Raw genomic sequence first — 18,598 nt, 5'->3', positions numbered from 1 at the left:
AATCATTTAAAAGGCCCGGCCTACCATCAACCACAACAAAAAAGGGTGCCGCGATAATCGCGGCACCCTTTTTTGTTGTGGTTGGTGAGAAGTGTGTGCTTAGCGCACTACTTCAATCCAGCCTTTGGTCTGCACCCCGTTGCGGTCGGTGAGCAGGTAGTAGTACACACCAGCAGGCTGGTTGTCGCCGCCCCAGTTGTTCTGGTAGTTGTTCTGCTCGTACACCTTGCGGCCCCAGCGGTTATAAATCTCCATTTTGCTGGCCGTACCAGCCGTCGACACCTTGAACACGTCGTTCTGATTGTCGCCGTTGGGCGTAATCACGTTGGGTATCTGGTAGTCGGGTACTACCACATTCTGCACTTTGGTCGAGGTTGTGCAGTTGGTATTGCCAGACGAAACGGTAATAGCTAGTCTGATAGCGTAGGTACCCGCAATTTCGAGCTTCAGAGGAGCCGGAGTAGCAGCGTTGGAGAACGTGACGGGGGCATCGTTGGTAGCGAGGCCGGTGGGGTCGCTCATGCGCTGGTACGTCCAAACGTAAGCGATGCCAGCCCCCGTGGTGCTACCCGTGGTCACCGACTGGTTGGTCAGCGTGAAGTACACAGGCGGGCGGCTGACGGGGTTGCCCGCTTGGTCGGCCGGAGCCGAAGCAGTGAAGTTGGCAACAACACTTGGCAACACGCGCACCAGTACCGAAGTGGTATCCGAGCAACCGCTGCGGGGGTCGCCCGTAATCGTTACGCGGTACCGGGTGGTCACGGTGGGGTTCACGGTGGGGTTGGCTTTGGTTTCGTCGGCAGCGGCCAGGCCGTTTGCAGGGGCGAAGCGGTAAGTATAGGTGTTGTTGCCACCATTGTTAACAGCCGAAGCCAGCAGGCTGGCTGTGCTGCCGGGGCATATCAGCGTGGGCGTAGCAACCAGGCGTGCAGTCGGCAGGGGCACTACTTCAATCTGAACAGTTTGCGTGGCATCGCAGCCGAAAGCGGTAGCACCCGTGGCAACCACGGTGTACGTGTTTAGCCCCAGTGCCGTGGGCCGTACCGAGAGCGAGGCCCCGGTAGTATTGGCGGCAACGCCCGGCCCTGACCAGCGGTAAGTATAGGTATCGGGCAACGTGCTGCCCACGCCGGAGGGGCGGGTAGCCAAAGCTTGCAACGTTACGGCCGTGCCAGAATTGGCGCATATCTGCGTGGCCGATGCCGTGATGGCTACCGTCGGCTCAGGCACAACGCGTACGAGTACCGACATGGTATCGCCACAAACGCTCTGGCCATTGTTGTCAACCGGGAAGGTGTTAGGGAAGGCGCTGCTGCCCAGCGGATTGGCCTGCAGGGTGTATCGCGTCGTTACGGTGGGGTTAACCGTGATGTTGAAAGGACCCGTCAAACGGGTGCTGTTCACAGCGGGCAGGCCGCTGTTGTTGGGGGCCGTCCAGCGCAGTTCGTAGTTCTGAGCCACCGTTCTCACCACGCCGCTCACCAGCTGGCGCACCGAGTCAACGCGCGTAACCAAGCCGCTCAGGTTCACCGAACCACCGGGGCAGATGGAAACCGGCGACACGTTACCCAGGCCCTGGCTTGTGGTTTGGGCCTGCACCCGCACGCGGCGGCCGTCGGTTACCGTGATTTCAACGATGCGTTCCTGCACACCTTTAATGGGGCAGGCATCATCTTCGACCCGGAAGGGCAGGCGTAGCGTCGTGCCAATGTAGGCGGGGTTTGGCTGAAAGTTGAATACGATAACCGGGCTGAAGCTACCGTTCTGCGTGAGAGTAGCCGTGCCAATCTCGCCGTTTTGCAGCAGGTTGTTGAGGGCCGTGATGCCACCCGTGCCGGTGTAGCTAACGGTGAGGAACTGGCCGGCACCGTTGGGCGAACCGGGGGTAGCCGCGTTGTCGGGGTCGGTAAACACTACCCGGGCAGTAGAATAGTTGCACGAAGCCACCGAAATCCGGGTTACCTGCGGTGTATTTACTACGGCACCACCGATTTGGGTGGGGTCGAGCGTAGCCGTAGGCGTAGCGGGCGATGAGTTGCCCAGACCATCCACCACCGTTATCAGGTAGTCGCGGCGAACCGAACCCACCAGTACCCGCTGGTGCGTACCCGGTATCAGGCGGTATTCCGAAATCTTACATACTACAACATACTTGTTATCGCCCTGAATGGGAGGTGTGTTGAGCAGGATACGGGGCGTGAACTGCAACAGGCCGGTCTGCGCGTTAAACGTGAGGCGCGGCGTGAGGGTGCGGGCACCGGGGCAAGTGCCGGTTACGTCATAAACGACATCAATCGGAACCTGGGGCGTGTAGAGTTGGCCGGGGCCGTTGGTCGTGGGGCAGGTAAACGTGCAGCCGGGCACGGGCGTAGGAGGTACGCAAGTACCAAGGCGGGTTTTGTAAGTGTTAGGCGAGCCGCAGGATTGCAGCGGCGAGTCGAGGGCGTAAACTACGGAGTCACCGTCGGGCTCGGAACCGGCGAACAGCACCGAAGCAGGCTGATTCACAGATACGTACGGAACCGGCTTGTCCTGGTCAGAGAATTGAGCCGACGTGTTGTGCAGAATGATTGGCGTGGTGCTGCCAGCAGGCGTCACCAGCGAGTTCAGGCGGGCCTCGAAGCGGAACGAGCCCTGACCGGTGAGGTTAGCAGTATTGGGGCGGGCCGAATCATCATAGCTCAGCACCCACTCAGGGGCCGGCAGCAGGTCGATGGTACCCACGTAGTTGCGAAATTCGTAGAGGGGGCGGGTAGCAGACGTTGAGCACGTCACCCCGGCCTGTATGCGGGGGCAGTAGGGCTGGCCCACCTGCGCAACACCTACCGGCGACAGGGAGGCCGTTTGGGTAGCGGTTGTGTTGCAACCACCCCGACGGGCCTCAAGTGTGATGGCACCCGTGGGCAGGTCGATACCGGTGCAGTCCCGGTAAAAGCTGACGGTCACTTCGTAGCGGTCGGTATTTCCGCCAGCTCCCGGCCCGAGGTACCGGTAGCTTATCTGTCCCCCCTGAATGTGAGAGGCAAAGGCTGGCACGAAGCCGCCCAGCAAGAGCAAAACAATCGCTAACCACCGGATTGGCAGTGAATGTAGTGTTTGTTTCATATTTAAATGAATGAACTAAGGTGAAAAAAATGAGAGGGGGTGTGAGGGGAAAATTAAATGCTAAGAAACGCAATAAGCTCTACAATGCCTATTATCACCTGTTTTTTTGGTGAAAGACCGGGGTTATTCACGAAGGCTAGTATATGGAAGCAGAAGCATTGCATACCACCTTCACTTATAAGGCTAATCACAATTAGCACACTGCAAAAAAGGTGCCAAGCCAATGTTTTTCAGGCCAGAGCAGGAACTTTTTTGGCTTCTCTTATATCAACATTGCAACCGTCTCCCTCTCTAATTCTATTAAAATCCTGCGGACAAGCAGGACTTTGCACATTGGTCATTGCTTAACCCTCGGCGTTAACGGCCCAGCCCTGGCTAAAAACAGTTCCTTGCCGGCAGTTTATCGCCTTAGCGCTTATGTTGATACTGCCGTAAACACATTGATAAACAGGGACACAAAAGAAAGATGCTATATAATTCATCTATGCGTTGTAGATTTAGAGCCACTTCTATGCTTCTTAGTCACCCGTTTTTTCAATACCCCCTCTTTTTCTTTCACTTTTTTAACCACCCCCTATGAAGTTACCAATACGTAACAGTTGGTTCCGTCTAGCGAGCCTGCTGCTCCTCTTCCACCTGCCAGCCTGGGCCCAAGTAGACACCTACACGATGGTGCCCTCCACCGGCACTTTCACGCCGCTGCCCTCCACGGCAACCAACGTACCGGCGGTACAGGCGGATATTGCCGTATCGAGCAGTATCACATTGCCTTTCACGTTTACGTTCGATGGCACGCCCTTCCAAAATGTAGTAGCCTCTTCGAACGGCTTTTTGTCGTTCAACACGAGCGCCACGGGCTCGGACACGAATGACTTGTCCCACCCTGTTTCGGGCAACAATAACAACTACCCGCTACTGGGTGTGTATTGGGACGACCTGAATGGCGCTGGCGCCCAAGCCAGCTACTTGGTTTCGGGCACGGCCCCGAACCGAGTATTCACGTTTGAGTGGCTGAACTGGAAGCGCTACGGCAACGCTGGCCCCAGCATGTCGATGCAGGTGAAGCTGTACGAAACCACCAACGTGGTGCAATACGTTTACCGGCCGGAATCAGCGGCTCTGGGCACCGTCAACGCTTCCATTGGCTTGGCTGGTGCTCTTTCCTCCGCTACCGGCCCGGCCTCTTCGTTCTTGTCGCTACAGGATGCATCGGCTGCCCCAGTGGTCAGCTCTACTACGGAGAACAAAAACATCGCCACTTTTCCGGCCAGCGGTCAGATTTATACATTCACCCCGCCCGTAGTAACCGCCTGCCCCACCCCGCGTAACCCAACGGTACTGGCACAGTCGGCTACCAGCGCCACGGTTACGTGGAGTGTGCCCAGCGGCACGGGTCCGTACACCATCATCTATGGCCCAACGGGCTTCAATCCGGCGACCGGCGGCCAGCGCATCACCGCTACCACCGCTCTGGCTAACATCACCGGCCTGACTCCCAGCACAACTTACCAGTTTTACGTGGTGCAAAACTGCGGCGGCACGCTGGGCAGCAGCGGCAACTCGGCCCCGGGCTCTTTCACCACAAACTGCAGCGCCCCGCTCTACGCCACCCTGCCCGTGACGGAGAGCTTCGAAAACACCTGGATTAACCGTTGCGACACCCGCGACGTGCCCAACAACAACTGGAATAATGACCCGCTCACGGGCAATAACTCCTGGCGCCGCGAAGACGATGGTGCCGCCGCTGCCTGGACCAGCGTCACCTCGGGAACCTACACGCCGACCGGCAGCTTGGGTACCCATTCTGCCCGCTTCCATAGCTATTCTGCTTCGAGTGGCTCGACCGGTGCTTTCGACCTCTACGTGAACCTAAGCCAGGCCGGGACTAAGCGCCTGAGCTTCGACTTCATCAATACCAGCGGCTCCGACTCGCTGGTAGTGCAACTCTCCACCAATGGCGGCACTTCTTTCAGCCGCGTAGGAGGCTTCAAGCTGAGCAGTGGCACTGGGTTTTCCAGTCAGGCGCTGAACATTAACAGCACTTCCGCTACGTCGATTGTGCGCTTTTTGGGTAAGGGCGACTTCGGCACCACGGACATTGGCCTCGACAACATCGTGCTGGAATCGGCCACCGGCTGCCTCCGGCCGGCCGGCCTCGCCGCCACCGCTACCACCGCCACCAGCGCCACGGTTACGTGGCTGACCAGCGGCACGAGCCCGTACACCATCATCTATGGCCCAACGGGCTTCAATCCGGCGACCGGCGGCCAGAGCATCACCGCCACCACCGCCCCGGCTACTATCACCGGCCTGACTCCTAGCACGACCTACCAGTTTTACGTGGTTCAAAACTGCGGCGGCACGCTGGGCAATAGCAGCCTCTCGGCTCCGAGTTCCTTTACCACAAACTGCAGCGCCCCGCTCTACGCCACCCTGCCCGTGACGGAAAACTTCGAAAACACCTGGATTAACCGTTGCGATACCCGCGACGTGCCCAACAACAACTGGAGCAATACCCCGCTCACGGGCAATAACTCCTGGCGCCGCGAAGACGACGGTGCCGCCGCTGCCTGGACCAGCGTCACCTCGGGAGCCTACACCCCGACCGGCAGCTTGGGCACCCATTCGGCCCGTTTCCATAGCTATTATGCTGCCAATGGAACGACCGGTGCTTTCGACCTGTATGCGAACCTAAGCCCGGCCGGAGCCAAACGCCTAACCTTTGATTTCATTAATACCAGCGGTTCTGACTCGCTGGTGGTGCAGATTTCCACCGATGGCGGCCTTTCTTTCAGCCGCGTAGGCGGTGTCAAGCTCAGCAGTACGACTGGTTTTACCAATCAGGTGTTCACCATTAACAGCACCTCTGCCACGTCGGTTGTGCGCTTTTTGGGCAAGAGCGACTACGGTGTCACGGACATTGGCCTCGACAACATAGTGCTGGAATCGGCTACCGGCTGCATCCGACCGACCGGCCTCGCCGCCACCGCCTCAACGACTACCACCGCCACCCTTACGTGGCTGACCGGCGGCACGGGCACCTACACGTTGGAGTACGGCCCGGCAGGCTTTGTGCGCAGCACGGGTACCGTTGTTCCGAACCTGACGGCTCCGCCCTACACGGCAACGGGCCTGACCTCGGGCACGAGCTACGATTTCTACGTGACGCTGAACTGCGCTGGCGGTACCAGCTCCACTCCAGGTGGTCCGGGCTCCTTCGCAACGGCCATCACCAACGACAACCCCTGCGGCGCGACGGTACTGCCGATTACTTCTTCTTGCTCCCCGCTCTCGACCACTACTGTTGGCGCTACTGCCACCACGGGTACGGGCATCAGCACCAGCAATTGCGCTGGCTCCAACACTGCTCCGCGTGATGTGTGGTATTCGTTTACCACCCCCGCAACCGGTCCGACCAGCACCGCCGTGCGCCTCTCTGTGACGGGCGTGGCCGCCAGCCAGGTACAGGTGTTTTCGGCTACGAGCTGCACGGGCACGTTTGCATCCATTGGCTGCTCGGGCACGTCGTCAACGGCGGCGGCTCCCGACCTTGATTTGGCTGGTCTGACCCCTAGCACTACTTACTACGCACGGGTATTCGGCTACAGCTCCACCGTTGCGCTGGGAAGCTTCACCATTTGCGCGACGGCAGTGCCCAACTGTAACGAGCCCGTGGCTCTGGGCGCGGACAGCGTCGCCAGCACGACGGCCCGCCTCACATGGGCTGGTGGTAACACGCCCGGCAACACCTACACGGTGCGCTTCGGCCTCGGCCCCAACTTGTCGCCCACCGGCGGCACGGTGGTTGCCAACCTGACCACGCAGAACTACAAGCCCACGGGCTTGGCGCCCAACACGAACTACTGCTTCTATGTAACGCGTGTCTGCAACAACTTCAACGGCTCCAGCATTCAGGCAGGCCCCTACTGCTTCACCACTGCCCCGACTCCGCCGGCCAACGACAACCCCTGCGGTAGCGTAACGCTGACGGCTGGTACGCCTTCGGTGACGGGCACTACGGCCGGTGCCACCACCAGCACCCAAGCCGGCCTGAACAGTGTGCCTTCGTGCGCTCCTACCCAGCAGCCCAATGATGTATGGTACAAATTCACCCCGGCTGCTGGCAGCACCTCGGTTTCGGTTAACTTGCAAGGTGCCGCCGCTGGCGCGGTGCGTGTATTCACGTCGCCAAACTGTGCGTCCGGTCCCTTCACGCAAGTGTTCTGCCGGAGTGCGGGTGGTGCTAACGGCTTCTCGGGTGCTTTCTCGGTAACGGGCCTCACTGCCGGCACCACGTACTACATGGCGGTTTCCAACTACGCTACCGGCAACCCTACGGGCACGTTCACGATGTCGGTGAGCACGCTGGGTACCGTTACCGCCACCAGCGTCCAAGCCAACACCGATGCGCTGCTGGTGTACCCCAACCCGAGCAACACCGGCCAGCTCACGCTGCGCCTGAGTGGCTTGAGCGCAGCCGGCCAGGCCACGCTGTTGAACTCCCTGGGTCAGGTAGTAGCTACCAAAGCCCTGAACGGCACCGCCGAGCAAACCATGAGCACCCGCGGCCTGGCCACGGGCCTCTACACGCTCCGTGTGATGGCAGGCGGCCAGGTGCTGACCCGCAAAGTGGTGCTGGAATAACGCTCCGCACTACCTCTCGCAACGAAAAGGGCCGGCAAATTGCCGGCCCTTTTTTGTGCCCGAAAATTCCGGCTTGCCGCCGGGATTTTCGCTGGTTTCATTCCACCACCAATTTGCGGGTGATGCGGCCGGCAGCACCGTCGGACTGCACGATATAGGTACCAGGGTGCAGCCCGGAGAGGTCCAGCGTGGCAGTAGTCCCGGAAGAACGCACCGAATACACGGGGCGACTCAGCAGGTCGCTCAGCGTGAGCAGGCTACCCGGCGTGGGCAGTTGCACAGTAGCCTGCTGGTGGGCCGGGTTGGGAAAAAGATTGAAGCTTGAACTGGTAGCCGGGCGCGTGGCCGTGGGCACGTAGGCCCGGTTTTCAAGGGTCAGAATCCGGTCATCGGTGGCGGCGGGGTTGCCGCGGCCGTCGCGGTTGCTGGTACCGATGTACACCTTGCCATCCGGCGACACGCAAATGGCCCGCAGCCGGCCAAAACCAGTCAGGAAATCGGTGCGGCTGGGAATGGTGAGGCCGGCCGCATCCAGCGTCAGCTGGGTGAGCTTGTGGTCTTTGAGCACAGCCAGCAGCAGGCTGCCCCGCCAGCCGGGAATGGCCGGGTGGTCGTAATACGTGAGGCCCGCTGGAGCAATGGTGGGCGTCCAGACGGTGAGGGGTTCGCGCACGTTGTTGGCGGTGCAAAAGGTGGCTTCGGCCGGCAGGTCGCAAAGGCCTTCCACGTTGGGCCAGCCGTAGTTGCGGCCCGCTTCTATCTTATTAATTTCGTCGTCATTGTTCGGGCCATGCTCCGAGCTGTAGATGCGGCCATCGGGCAGCCGCACGATGCCCTGCGGGTTGCGATGGCCTAGCGTGTAGATGGCACTGCCGGCGGTGGGGTTATTGGCGGGGATGGTGCCGTCGAAATTCAGCCGCAGAATTTTGCCGTTGAGCGACGCGCGGTTTTGGGCTTCGGAAGCCACCAGCGCGTCGCCAGTGGTCATGAGCAGCGTGCGGTCGGGCAGCAGCAGCAGGCGCGAGCCGCTGTGGTTGGTGGTGGCCACGATGTTGCCCAGCAGCACCACGGGGTTGCTCAGCGCGCCGTTGGCATAAGAGTAGCGCACCAGCTTCTCTTTCAGCGTGCCCTGGTCGGTGTAGTTGTATACCACAAATACGCCGTAGGTACCAGCCGGCTGGCCCGTGGGAGTAGCATCGATGGCCATGCCCAGCAGGCCGCTCTCGTTGTTTTCGGTCACGTCGGCAATGGTGAGCAGCGGCAACACCTGCCCGGTGGCCGGGTTCACGCGGCTGATGCGGCCGCTACGCTCCGTCATCCAAATGAAATTATCCGGTCCCCACACCAGTTCCCAGATGGTGCTCAGGTTGGAGGCCAGGGCCGAAGCCGTGACCGTGGTGGTGCCCACCGAAAACGTGGTGAGGGCCGGCGCCTGGGCACAGGCGGCAAGCGGCAGCCCCGTGGTGCACAAGGCCAGCAACGCATTACGTAGAGATTTCATGGCAAATAGGCAGTAGCTGATGAAACGATAAATACACTGTTTATCAAAAGCTAACGAAACTTCAGCGTAGCCGGATGCCCCTTGCCTGGCCCGGAGCCATTTTTGTAGCTTGCGGCGGCATTTAACCACTTCCGCTATGGCTGATTTCTTCACCGCCGCCCATCCCGCCGGCTACACCCTCAGCACCGACCCCGCCCGGCTCGACATTACTGCCATTCACCGCTGGCTGAGCGAAGAATCATACTGGGCGAAGCACATTCCGCGCGCTACCGTGGAGCGCGCTGTGGCCAATTCCCTCAATTTTGGCCTCTATGCGCCTGATGGCCGCCAGGCCGGCTTCTGCCGCGTGGTGACGGACAGGGCCACGTTTGCCTGGCTCTGCGACGTGTTCGTACTGCCCGAGTTCCGGGGCCACGGCCTCTCCAAGTGGCTGGTGAAGCAGATGCTGGCCCACCCCGACCTCCAAAACCTGCGCCGCCACCTGCTCGCCACCTTCGATGCCCATACCCTCTACCAACGATTCGGCTACGAGCCGCTGGACCGCCCCGAGCGCTGGCTCGAAATCAAAAAGGCCAACCCGTATCCAATGAAGACTGAAGAATAAGACATTCCCTTCAGAGGCAACGCACGGCCTTGCCCCGCACAAAAACGCGGCCGCCCCACAATGGAACGGCCGCGTTGCAAAAGTGAGCAAAGCCAGAATCAGGTAAACCCTAATTCTTCACTCCTCATTCAGCCGAAGGCTGACTAGAACGAGTAGCGCAGGCCCAGCTGGCCCTGCCAGCGCGAGGCCAGCTGGTCGATGGAGTAGGTGGCCGGCGTGCCGTAAGTGAAGGCCGGGCGGTTGAACGAGGTAGCGTTGTAGTTGGTCGAAATGGTGCCGGCGGCATCGGCGTAGCCCACCTGCGTGAGGCCGGTGCCCAATGTCGAGTTGAAGGTGTTGGGCACGAAGTACTGACGGCCCCAGTTGCTATTCAGGAAGTTGCCGAAGTTGATGATATCCAGCGAAACTTGGATGGTGTGGCCTTTGGGCATGATGCCGGCGGCGTTGGCTTCGAGGCTGCCGAGCTTCACGTCCATCATCAGGCGCACGTCGGCCTGATTGTTCCAGGGGGTGCGGCCGGCGTTGCGCTCGGTGTACTGGCCCCGGCGGGTTTTCAGGTAGCTGTCGTTGTCGACGAAGCTATTGAAGGCGGCGCTTTGGGCCCCGGAGGCATCCACGCCGTAGCCGTTGGGGTTGGTGGTGGGCACCACGGGGCCGGCGCCTTTGGTTACAAACACGATGTCGGAGCCCGAGGTGGGGATGTAGGCCAGCTGCACGTTCTGCTGGCCGTTGCCGAAGAAGTTGTTGTTGTACACCCAGGTGTAGGGCGAGCCGCTGGCGTAGGTCAGCACCGAGGTGAAGTAGCCGGTGAAGCGCTGAGCGAAGGTTTTGTGCAGGTTGATGGAGGCCACCACGCGGTGGCGCAGGTCGAAGTTGGAGTAGGCCAGGGCGGGGTTGTTCACGTTCAGGGCCGGGTTCAGCTCCCAGTTGCTCTGGGGCGAGTTGCGGATGCCGTTGCTGATGTCCTTGCTCTGGCCGTAGGTGTAGGCCACCGAGGCATCCACCAGGTTGTTAATGGTCTGGCCCACCGAGCCGGTGAGCTGGTAGCGGTAGCCCTTCTGGGTGTTGGTCAGGAAGAAGGCGTTCGAGAAGCCCGAATTCACCTTGTTGCCGCTGGACGCATACACGGGGCTCTGCGTAGGGCCGTTGGCCAGGTAGCTCACGTTGTCTTTGAGGTTGATGTTCTCAAACTGCACGTCCTGCAAGGTCTTGGTGTAGAGTCCTTCCACCGAGAAGCGGGTTCCCGTTTTCAGCTTGAAATCGAAGGCCAGCGACGAGCGCCACACCTGCGGCATCTTGAAGTTGTTGTCAATCAGGTTGACTTCGGTGGGGCTGCCCTTCAGGTTGTTGGGGTTGTAGTTGCCCACCGGCAGCTGGCCGTAGATGTTGTTCGGGTTCGTGTTCAGGTAGATGGTCTTGGGGCCGGTGTTGCTGGCCGCTTGGATGTTGTTGTAGTCTACCGAGTTGAAATTCACGCCATTGTTATAATAAGCGTAGCCGAACCAGGCAAACGGCACGCGGCCGGTGAAGATGCCCGAGCCGCCGCGAATCACGAACGACTGGTCGCCGTTCACGTCGTAGTTGAAGCCCAAGCGGGGCGAGAACTGCACCTGGCCCAGGTAATTGTTGTTCAGCGAGGCCCAGGGCGTGTGCGAGTAGCTCTGGTTCAGGGTGTTCGCATCGTTCTGCGGGTTGTTTACCAGAGCCGTGTTCAGGGCCGGCTTGGTGGGCAGCGAGGCGATGTCGAAGCGGATGCCGGGCGTGATTTTCAGCCGGTCGGTCACATTCCACTCGTCCTGCAGGTAGGCGCTGTAGAAGTTGATGTTAAAGGCAGCCGAGGGGTTGTTGTAGTTGTACTGGTAGGAGTTGTCGCCCACCGTGCCGTTGTTGTAAGTACCGCGAATACGGCTGGGCTTATCGGCCAGAAAGTCGTTGACGTTGTTGTACTCAATACGGCCGTTCCAGGAGTTGATGAAGCCGTAGTCGATGTTGTAGAACTCGTTGTGCGTGCCCAGCGTGAGGGCGTGCGCGCCTACGTAGTACGTGAAGTTGTCGGTCAGCTCAAACGTCTTCTGGCGGGTATTGAAAATGCTGGCCTCGCGGTCGGAACCGAGCAGAATCTGGTTCGAGCCCGAGTAGTAATTGGCCGAGCCCGGGCCACCGCCAATTGAGGTGCCCACGTTATTAATCTGCACGGCCGGAAACAGGTTGGCCTGGCCGCCCAGCAGGTCGCGGTAGTCGTGAATGTTGGTGTAGCCCAGAATCAGGTTGTTGGCAAACTTGCTGCTGAAGTTGCTCTTCACTTCCAGCACCGTCGAGTTTTGCACGTTGTGCTGGGTGAAATCCTGCGAGCCAAACTTGAACAGGCTGCCCGAGCGCTCCAGGTTGGTGGCTTCCGAGGTGATGTAGTTGTGACGCAGCGCAATGCTGGTTTTTTCGTCCAGGTTGAAGTCGATACGACCGAAAATCTTATTGCTGTTCGCGTGGATGTTGTAGTCGCCGTACTCGCCCACGTTGTAGCTGGCGGTGCCCAGCGAGCCATCGGCGTTACGGACCGTGTAGTTGTTCAGCTTGCTGGTAATGGCCTGGGCCAGGTCCGTGGTTACGGGCGAACCGGGCGTACCGGCGGCGTAGAACTGCGGCTCGGTGCGGCGGGCAATTTCGGCATTGGTGAAGAAGAACAGCTTGTTTTTAATAATCGGGCCGCCCACCCGGAAACCGGTCTGGTAGTCGTGGTAGGCCGTGCCGATTTTCGACTTGTCGCCGTCGATGCTGCGGCCGGTCACGCCCTGGTTGCGGCCGTAGCCATACACCGAGCCCGTGAATTCGTTGGTGCCGGAGCGCGTCACGGCGTTAATCGAGCCGCCAGTGAAGTTGCCCAATTTCACATCGTAAGGCGCCACCGAGGCCTGAATTTCCTGAATGGCATCGAGCGAGATGGGGTTGGCGCGGGCCGAGCCGCCGGGCAGGCCGCTGCTGCCGCTCTGCCCGCCCAATGAGGGCGAAAAACCAATGGCGTCGTTGTTCACGGCGCCATCCAGGGTGATGTTGTTGTAGCGGAACGAGCTGCCCGCGAAGGAGTTGTTCGAGTTGCGCGGGTCGAGGCGCGTAAAGTCCGTGATGCTGCGCGAGATGGTGGGCAGCTGCTGGATGGCGGCGCTGCCCACGTTGGTGCCGGCGCCGGTTTTAGTGGCCTGGGTGTTGCCCACCACCACTACTTCGTTCAGGGCCTGGGCTTCGGCCGCCAGCACGAAGTTGAGGCGGGTGGTGTTGCCCAGCGTCAGGTATACGTTGCTGACGGTCTGCTCTTTGTAGCCTACGTAGGTTACGGTTACTTCGTAGGGGCCGCCGGGGGCCAGGTTCGGAATGGTGAAGCGGCCGTCGGGCTCGGTGCCGGTGCCGCGCTTAGTGCCGGTGGGCAGGTTGGTGGCCACCACGGTCACGCCAATGAGGTCTTCGCCCTTGTCGGAAGTCACCTTGCCGCTCAGTGCAGACGTAGTGACCTGCGCCGTGGCCACCTGGGACCAGGCCAGCAGCAATAGGAAACTCAGTTGGGTAAAAAAATTGCGAATCGACATAAAAGTGGGGGTTGATTTCGGGTGCAAAGTTCCGACCCTACAACGTTGCCCTCACCCCCGGCATCATTTCCTAATTGTTGTATTTCAGCCGCTTGCTTAACACGCCGGTAACACACCTGCTCCGGCGGCCCACCCCTGCCGTGCCGGGCCCAAGCCACCGGGCTTTTCTAGTGTCTTACCCGGAACAGGATGGGCAGTGTGCGCATCACGCGCACCGGCTGGCCACCCATGCGGCCGGGGCTCCACCATGGCATCAGCCGGACCAGCCGCAGGGCTTCTTCATCGAAGCCATTGCCACAGCCCTTGGCCACCTCCGCATCGCGAATCCGCCCTTCCTCATCCACCACAAAGCGCACGTACACTGTCCCTGATAAATTGCGGCGTTGGGCGTCGGCCGGGTAATTGATTTTCTCGGCCAGGTATTTATGAAACGCCACGTCGCCGCCCGGGAAGACGGGCATCTCGTCGGCATAGGTCAACACTGCCGGCTGCTGCCCCGGCGCCGCAGCCGAAACAGGCGCTTTGGCAGTGCCCAGGGCTACCGGCTGGCCGGGTTGCGCCTGCACGCTTGTGACCATGCCGGCCAGCAGCCCCAATACTCGTATAAAATCAGCTTTCATAAACCTCCGGCGCTTAAATATCCACACAAACCTAAGCGGAGCGCCGGCTCACACAACAGGCTGAAAATTAACTCTTCATCAAGCTATTATTACGCCTGGAATCGCACCGGGGCAACGGTAATAATCAGCGCGTTTGCCCAAATCAGGCAGCTGGCCGTCAGGCCGCCCTCTGGTGGGGAGCGAAGCGGGCGGTGAGGCTGCCCGGCTGCCCCACGTGTACCGATTATGAAACGGCGGCATAAAGCATTGCCAGCAATCTGTTTCGCCGCGCGACCGCTGGGGCGGTTATCGGCCAGGGACGAGTTGCAGCCCGCTTGCCCCACTTCATTCCGAAACCAAGCCATAGGCTTTCCTTTGTGACTTCATTAAACTGCTCCCCCATGCTCCTCTCCATGACCGGCTACGGCCAGGCCCACCGCGAAACCGACGCCTACACCGCTACCCTCGAAGTCAAGTCGCTCAACTCCAAAACCCTCGACCTGACCCTGCGCCTGCCCCGCTTCCTGCTGTCGCACGAGCTCGAAATCCGCAACACCGTGGCCAAGGCCCTGCTGCGCGGCAAAGTCAACCTCACCCTCGATTTTGTGCGGCCCGCCGCCACCCGCGCCGCCGCCACCCTCAACCGCGAAGCCCTGGCAGCTGCCTACCACGAGCTGCAAGCCGTGGCCGATAGCCTGGGCCTGCCCACCGGCGAAGCCACCCTGTTGGCTGCCCTGCGCCTGCCGGGCGTCATCCCCAGCGCCAGCGAGGTGCGCGACACCGAACCCGCCGCCGAAGACGTGACCTGGGCCGAGCTCCAGCCGCTGCTGATGCAGGCGCTGGCCGCTATGCAGCAGTTCCGGCAGGACGAGGGCCACACCCTCACCACCGAAATCATGGGCTACATTGCCACCATCCGGCAGCAGCTGGCCGCCGTGGAGCAGCATGACCCCGCCCGCATCGAGCACGTGCGCCAGCGCCTGGCCGGCCACCTGGCCGAGCTCACCAGCCACGAGCAGTTCAACGCCACCCGCTTCGAGCAGGAAGTACTGTACTACATTGAGAAACTGGACATTGCCGAAGAAAAGGTGCGTCTGGCCGCCCACCTGGCTTATTTCGAGCAAGCCGTGCTCCAGCCCGACGAAGCCGTGGGCAAAAAGCTTGGCTTCCTGGCGCAGGAAATCGGCCGCGAAATCAATACCATCGGCTCCAAGGCCAACGATGCCACGGTGCAGCACTTAGTGGTGGGCATGAAGGAGGAGCTGGAAAAAATAAAAGAGCAGCTGAATAATATCCTCTAGGCCTGAGTCAGCTTTTTGGTAGCCACACTGGTCTGAACAGGCGCATGGTTCGCCCAGCAAAAGGTCCAGTTGACCGAAAACCCAGGAGCCAAATTGGACTATACCAGTTAGTTTTGAAATCTGATGATGACGCCTTTACGATGTGGCCGGAAATTTGTGTAGATTTTGACATCTGAGCCACAATGCCTTCAACCGTTCGATTGTTAGGCATTTATTGTTAATTTTAAGCTCCGCTCAGCCAGCATCTCAAAAAAAATGACAATATTTGTGCGTTCAAAGTTGGATATTTAATTATTGTATCTAACTTGGGTTTACAAATAGGCCGTTAGTTACCAACCCCTTATCCCCCATTAATATGAAATCTACACTTTTACTCTGTATTCTGGGACTTTTACTAACCGCTGCGCGTCCCGCATCCGAAATTGAACTCGTCAAGAAGCGCGTGCTCAGCGAGCGGGTTGAAATCCTGATTCCCAAGGGGTTCGAGGTAATGACCGAGCAGCAGATGGACTTCGCCTACGCCAAAGCCCAGAGCCGCCCGAGCGTCATTTTCACCAATAACAACCTCATCAGCCTCGCCTTCAACTACAGCGACAACGACGCCGACCAGGACATGGTTGACGTGTATTCTGCTTCGTTCGGCAAGACGTACCACAAGCAATACAAGGAGGCCACCTGGTTTGGCGACGGTGTGAAGAACATCAACAACCGCAAGGTGGGCTACCTCGAATTCATGAAGCCCGAGATGGGCCACGAGGTGTACACGCTGGTTTTCTTCACCGACGTAGAAGGCAAATTGATGATTTGCACCTTCAACTGCGCCGACCGTCAGAAGCCCGAATGGGAGCCCATCGCCAAGCAAATCATGCTTTCGCTGAAAGCCAAAGGTTAATATCCCTGCAAATCAGTACCGTAGTCGGTGGTTGAACGCAAGTTCGGCCACCGACTATTTTTTTGCCGCCGGCGCGGCCCCTTCTTCGTTCAGGAAGTCGCGCACCAGCCCGAAGGCCCCGGCAAAGCCAACCAGCGACAAGGCTTTGGGCTGGTCGTTCACGTCGTGGTAGGCGGGGCTGCCGCCACGCGTGTACATGAAAAACGCCGGCACCTTGGCTTCGGAAAACGGGAAATGGTCGGAGTTGGCCGCGCGGCCACGGGCTCCCAGAGCGGGCAGATAGTGGTGGGCGTCGTTGATGGCTACCAGGCGGCGGTAAGGCGCCTCCAGCAGCTTGCCATTGACGACGGTAGCACCCTGCTCGCCGGTGCCCAGCAGGTCGAGATTGAACAGGAATTTGATGCTTTTGAGTGGCACCAGCGGGTGCGCCACGAAGTAGCTGGAACCCACCAAACCGGCTTCTTCCCCACCGAAAAGCAGGAAGACTACGGAATAGGCCGGGCGGTTTTCGGGCTTGGCGTAGTGGGCGGCCAGCTCCAGGAGCAGGGCCACGCCGCTGGCGTTGTCGTTGGCCCCGGGAAAGTACACGTCCTTGCCCATCATGCCGAGGTGGTCGTAGTGAGCCGAAACGATGAGGAAGGAATCGGGCCGGATGGAGCCACGCACCACGGCAGCCAGATTCTGCGTCTGGTAATTGCGCTGAAGCTGGGCCTCGACGCGCACCGTGCTCCACACGGTGCGGCCCTGGGGCGCACCGGTGGCCGTATCGCCAAAAATGGCTTTATCGAGCCACATGGGCACCTTTTCGGCCAGCACCTCCACGCGGGGCTGCGCGGCCTGCTCGGCGGCCAGCGAGGCGGTGAGCTTGGGCACCACGGTTATCCAGGCAGCGGCAGTGTTCAGGCGCTGGCGCAGCGCGGCAGGCAGGGTGGTCAGCCGGTTGGCATCGGCGGCGCGCAGGAGCAGGATGCGGCTGCTCCACTGCGTGCGCAGGTAGCGCGCCTGCACGGAGGCTTTGGTGAATACCAGCGTATCGAGTAGCAGGAGGCGGCCTTTGGCGGTGCCGGTGCCCGAATTGGGCGCGGCAATGCAGGCCGTACCGGCTTTCCAGCTTGTCATTTTGCCGGCGGGGCCATCGGCTTTAATTGACGCGCTTACGCGGCCCGGAAACGTGTTTACATCCAGCGTGAATGGCTGGGTGTAGTTGGGAGCCAGCGGCGTTAATTTCAACTCAGCCAGTTGCTCGCGCAGGTAGGCGGCGGCCAGGTGTTCGCCCTGCTTCACGTAGCCCCGACCGTACATACTGGGCGCGGCCAGGGCCTTTATGGTGCGGCGGGCACGGGCACGAATCATCAACGCATTTTGCGCCCGCCCGGGCAGCGGAGCGGCGCTGAGCGTGGCGGCCGCGGCCAGCACCAGCCACGGCCCGCTGGCCAAAGGCCGGGAGCGGCGACCGGGCTGACGGGTCGTCCAGACGGCCGTTACGCCCACGGCCAGCGCGGCACCAATGCCGTCGCTCAGCAAATCGGACCACTCGCCGTGGCGGCCCAGACGCATGGTCATTTGCAGCACTTCGATGATAGCCCCGAACAGGATGCAGCCGGCCAGTACGGCCCAGCCGGTGTGCCGGGCCAGCGTAGGCCAGCGGCGCTGCCGGTGCAGGGAAAACCAACTCAGGCCCGCTAAAACGAGGAACACGCCCGCATGGGCAGCTGTGTCGAACGACAGCAGCTCCCACACGGGCGTGCGCGGCATTTCATCAGATGGGGTAAGCGTGAGGACCAGCACCACGGCCGCCCAAGCCAGTGGCAGGGCGGCGTAGGGACGGCGGGAACGGGGTAACGGGGGCGTTGGCTTGGGTTGGACGGATTCAGGCATCGCGGCGCACAAGCGAAAGCCGTGCTAGTTTTTTAGGCTCCTACCAGTTCGCCGTAGGCTTCGGCGCTCAGCAGCTCGCTCAGCTCCTCGGGCTTGGCAATGGAGATTTTCACCATCCAACCGTCGCCGTAGGGGTCCGAGTTCACGGTTTCGGGGGCATCGGCCAGTTTGTCGTTCACCTCCAGCACGGTGCCGGTGATGGGGCTGAACAGGTCCGAAACCGTTTTCACGGCCTCCACGGTGCCGAACACTTCGTGCTGGGCCACGTCCTTGTCGAGCGTGTCGATGTCGACGTACACGATGTCGCCCAGCTCTTTCTGCGCGTGGTCGGTGATGCCCACGTAGGCAACGTCGCCTTCAACGCGAATCCATTCGTGGTCCTTGGTGTAGTGCAGGGTGGCGGGCAGGTTCATTGGGAGGGAATTTTGAATTAGAAATTATGAGTTACGAGTTGGCCCGGATGAGTGACCAACGGCGGCGATACCTCAAAAGTAGA

10 protein-coding genes are annotated in these 18,598 nt (G+C 60.3%); 4 read left to right on the top strand and 6 right to left on the bottom strand.

Going from position 1 to position 18,598, the window contains the following annotated elements; genetic code table 11:
- Positions 1–99: 99 nt before the first annotated feature.
- Positions 100–2,946, bottom strand: coding sequence for a gliding motility-associated C-terminal domain-containing protein (locus ACYU7Q_RS20700; protein ID WP_460611362.1), 2,847 nt, complete (start codon positions 2,944–2,946; stop codon positions 100–102).
- A gap of 735 nt (positions 2,947–3,681) precedes the next feature.
- Between ACYU7Q_RS20700 and ACYU7Q_RS20695 the strand changes: the two genes are divergently transcribed.
- Positions 3,682–7,749 (top strand): fibronectin type III domain-containing protein, encoded by a 4,068-nt coding sequence (locus ACYU7Q_RS20695; protein WP_460611361.1) that lies wholly within the window; start codon positions 3,682–3,684, stop codon positions 7,747–7,749.
- A gap of 97 nt (positions 7,750–7,846) precedes the next feature.
- Here ACYU7Q_RS20695 and ACYU7Q_RS20690 read toward each other — a convergent pair whose 3' ends face one another.
- The gene (locus ACYU7Q_RS20690; RefSeq protein WP_460611360.1) at positions 7,847–9,250 is read right to left on the bottom strand and encodes a PQQ-dependent sugar dehydrogenase; all 1,404 of its coding nucleotides are present in this window, start codon (positions 9,248–9,250) and stop codon (positions 7,847–7,849) included.
- 136 nt (positions 9,251–9,386) lie between these two features.
- Between ACYU7Q_RS20690 and ACYU7Q_RS20685 the strand changes: the two genes are divergently transcribed.
- Entirely contained in the window at positions 9,387–9,854 is a 468-nt protein-coding gene (locus ACYU7Q_RS20685; RefSeq protein WP_460611359.1) for a GNAT family N-acetyltransferase, read from the top strand.
- 143 nt (positions 9,855–9,997) lie between these two features.
- Here ACYU7Q_RS20685 and ACYU7Q_RS20680 read toward each other — a convergent pair whose 3' ends face one another.
- Positions 9,998–13,432, bottom strand: a complete 3,435-nt coding sequence (locus ACYU7Q_RS20680; protein ID WP_460611358.1) for a TonB-dependent receptor — start codon at positions 13,430–13,432, stop codon at positions 9,998–10,000.
- Positions 13,433–13,599: 167 nt separating this feature from the next.
- Positions 13,600–14,052, bottom strand: coding sequence for an energy transducer TonB (locus ACYU7Q_RS20675; RefSeq protein ID WP_460611357.1), 453 nt, complete (start codon positions 14,050–14,052; stop codon positions 13,600–13,602).
- A gap of 380 nt (positions 14,053–14,432) precedes the next feature.
- Here ACYU7Q_RS20675 and ACYU7Q_RS20670 point away from each other — a divergent pair, with 380 nt between their 5' ends.
- Positions 14,433–15,332 (top strand): YicC family protein, encoded by a 900-nt coding sequence (locus ACYU7Q_RS20670; protein WP_460611356.1) that lies wholly within the window; start codon positions 14,433–14,435, stop codon positions 15,330–15,332.
- 355 nt (positions 15,333–15,687) lie between these two features.
- Complete coding sequence (locus ACYU7Q_RS20665; protein ID WP_460611355.1) at positions 15,688–16,224, top strand: hypothetical protein; 537 nt, start codon at positions 15,688–15,690, stop codon at positions 16,222–16,224.
- A gap of 54 nt (positions 16,225–16,278) precedes the next feature.
- On the opposite strand, the gene ACYU7Q_RS20660 is transcribed toward ACYU7Q_RS20665, so the two are convergent.
- Complete coding sequence (locus tag ACYU7Q_RS20660) at positions 16,279–18,102, bottom strand: VanZ family protein (RefSeq protein ID WP_460611354.1); 1,824 nt, start codon at positions 18,100–18,102, stop codon at positions 16,279–16,281.
- Positions 18,103–18,134: 32 nt separating this feature from the next.
- On the bottom strand, positions 18,135–18,515 hold the full coding sequence (gcvH, locus tag ACYU7Q_RS20655) for a glycine cleavage system H protein (RefSeq protein ID WP_460611353.1): 381 nt from the start codon (positions 18,513–18,515) through the stop codon (positions 18,135–18,137).
- Between the last annotated feature and the right edge of the window lie 83 nt (positions 18,516–18,598).

The organism is Hymenobacter terrigena, assembly GCF_054776515.1.
The sequence above is the reverse complement of the archived record's forward strand: the minus strand, read 5'-3'. Positions and strand labels throughout refer to the sequence as shown.

Coding starts and splice junctions, on each gene's coding strand:
- ACYU7Q_RS20685 (WP_460611359.1), top strand. CDS start 9,387: ATGGCTGATTTCTTCACCGCCGCCCATCCCGCCGGCTACACCCTCAGC.
- ACYU7Q_RS20675 (WP_460611357.1), bottom strand. CDS start 14,052: ATGAAAGCTGATTTTATACGAGTATTGGGGCTGCTGGCCGGCATGGTC.
- ACYU7Q_RS20690 (WP_460611360.1), bottom strand. CDS start 9,250: ATGAAATCTCTACGTAATGCGTTGCTGGCCTTGTGCACCACGGGGCTG.
- ACYU7Q_RS20670 (WP_460611356.1), top strand. CDS start 14,433: ATGCTCCTCTCCATGACCGGCTACGGCCAGGCCCACCGCGAAACCGAC.
- gcvH (WP_460611353.1), bottom strand. CDS start 18,515: ATGAACCTGCCCGCCACCCTGCACTACACCAAGGACCACGAATGGATT.
- ACYU7Q_RS20695 (WP_460611361.1), top strand. CDS start 3,682: ATGAAGTTACCAATACGTAACAGTTGGTTCCGTCTAGCGAGCCTGCTG.
- ACYU7Q_RS20665 (WP_460611355.1), top strand. CDS start 15,688: ATGAAATCTACACTTTTACTCTGTATTCTGGGACTTTTACTAACCGCT.
- ACYU7Q_RS20660 (WP_460611354.1), bottom strand. CDS start 18,102: ATGCCTGAATCCGTCCAACCCAAGCCAACGCCCCCGTTACCCCGTTCC.
- ACYU7Q_RS20680 (WP_460611358.1), bottom strand. CDS start 13,432: ATGTCGATTCGCAATTTTTTTACCCAACTGAGTTTCCTATTGCTGCTG.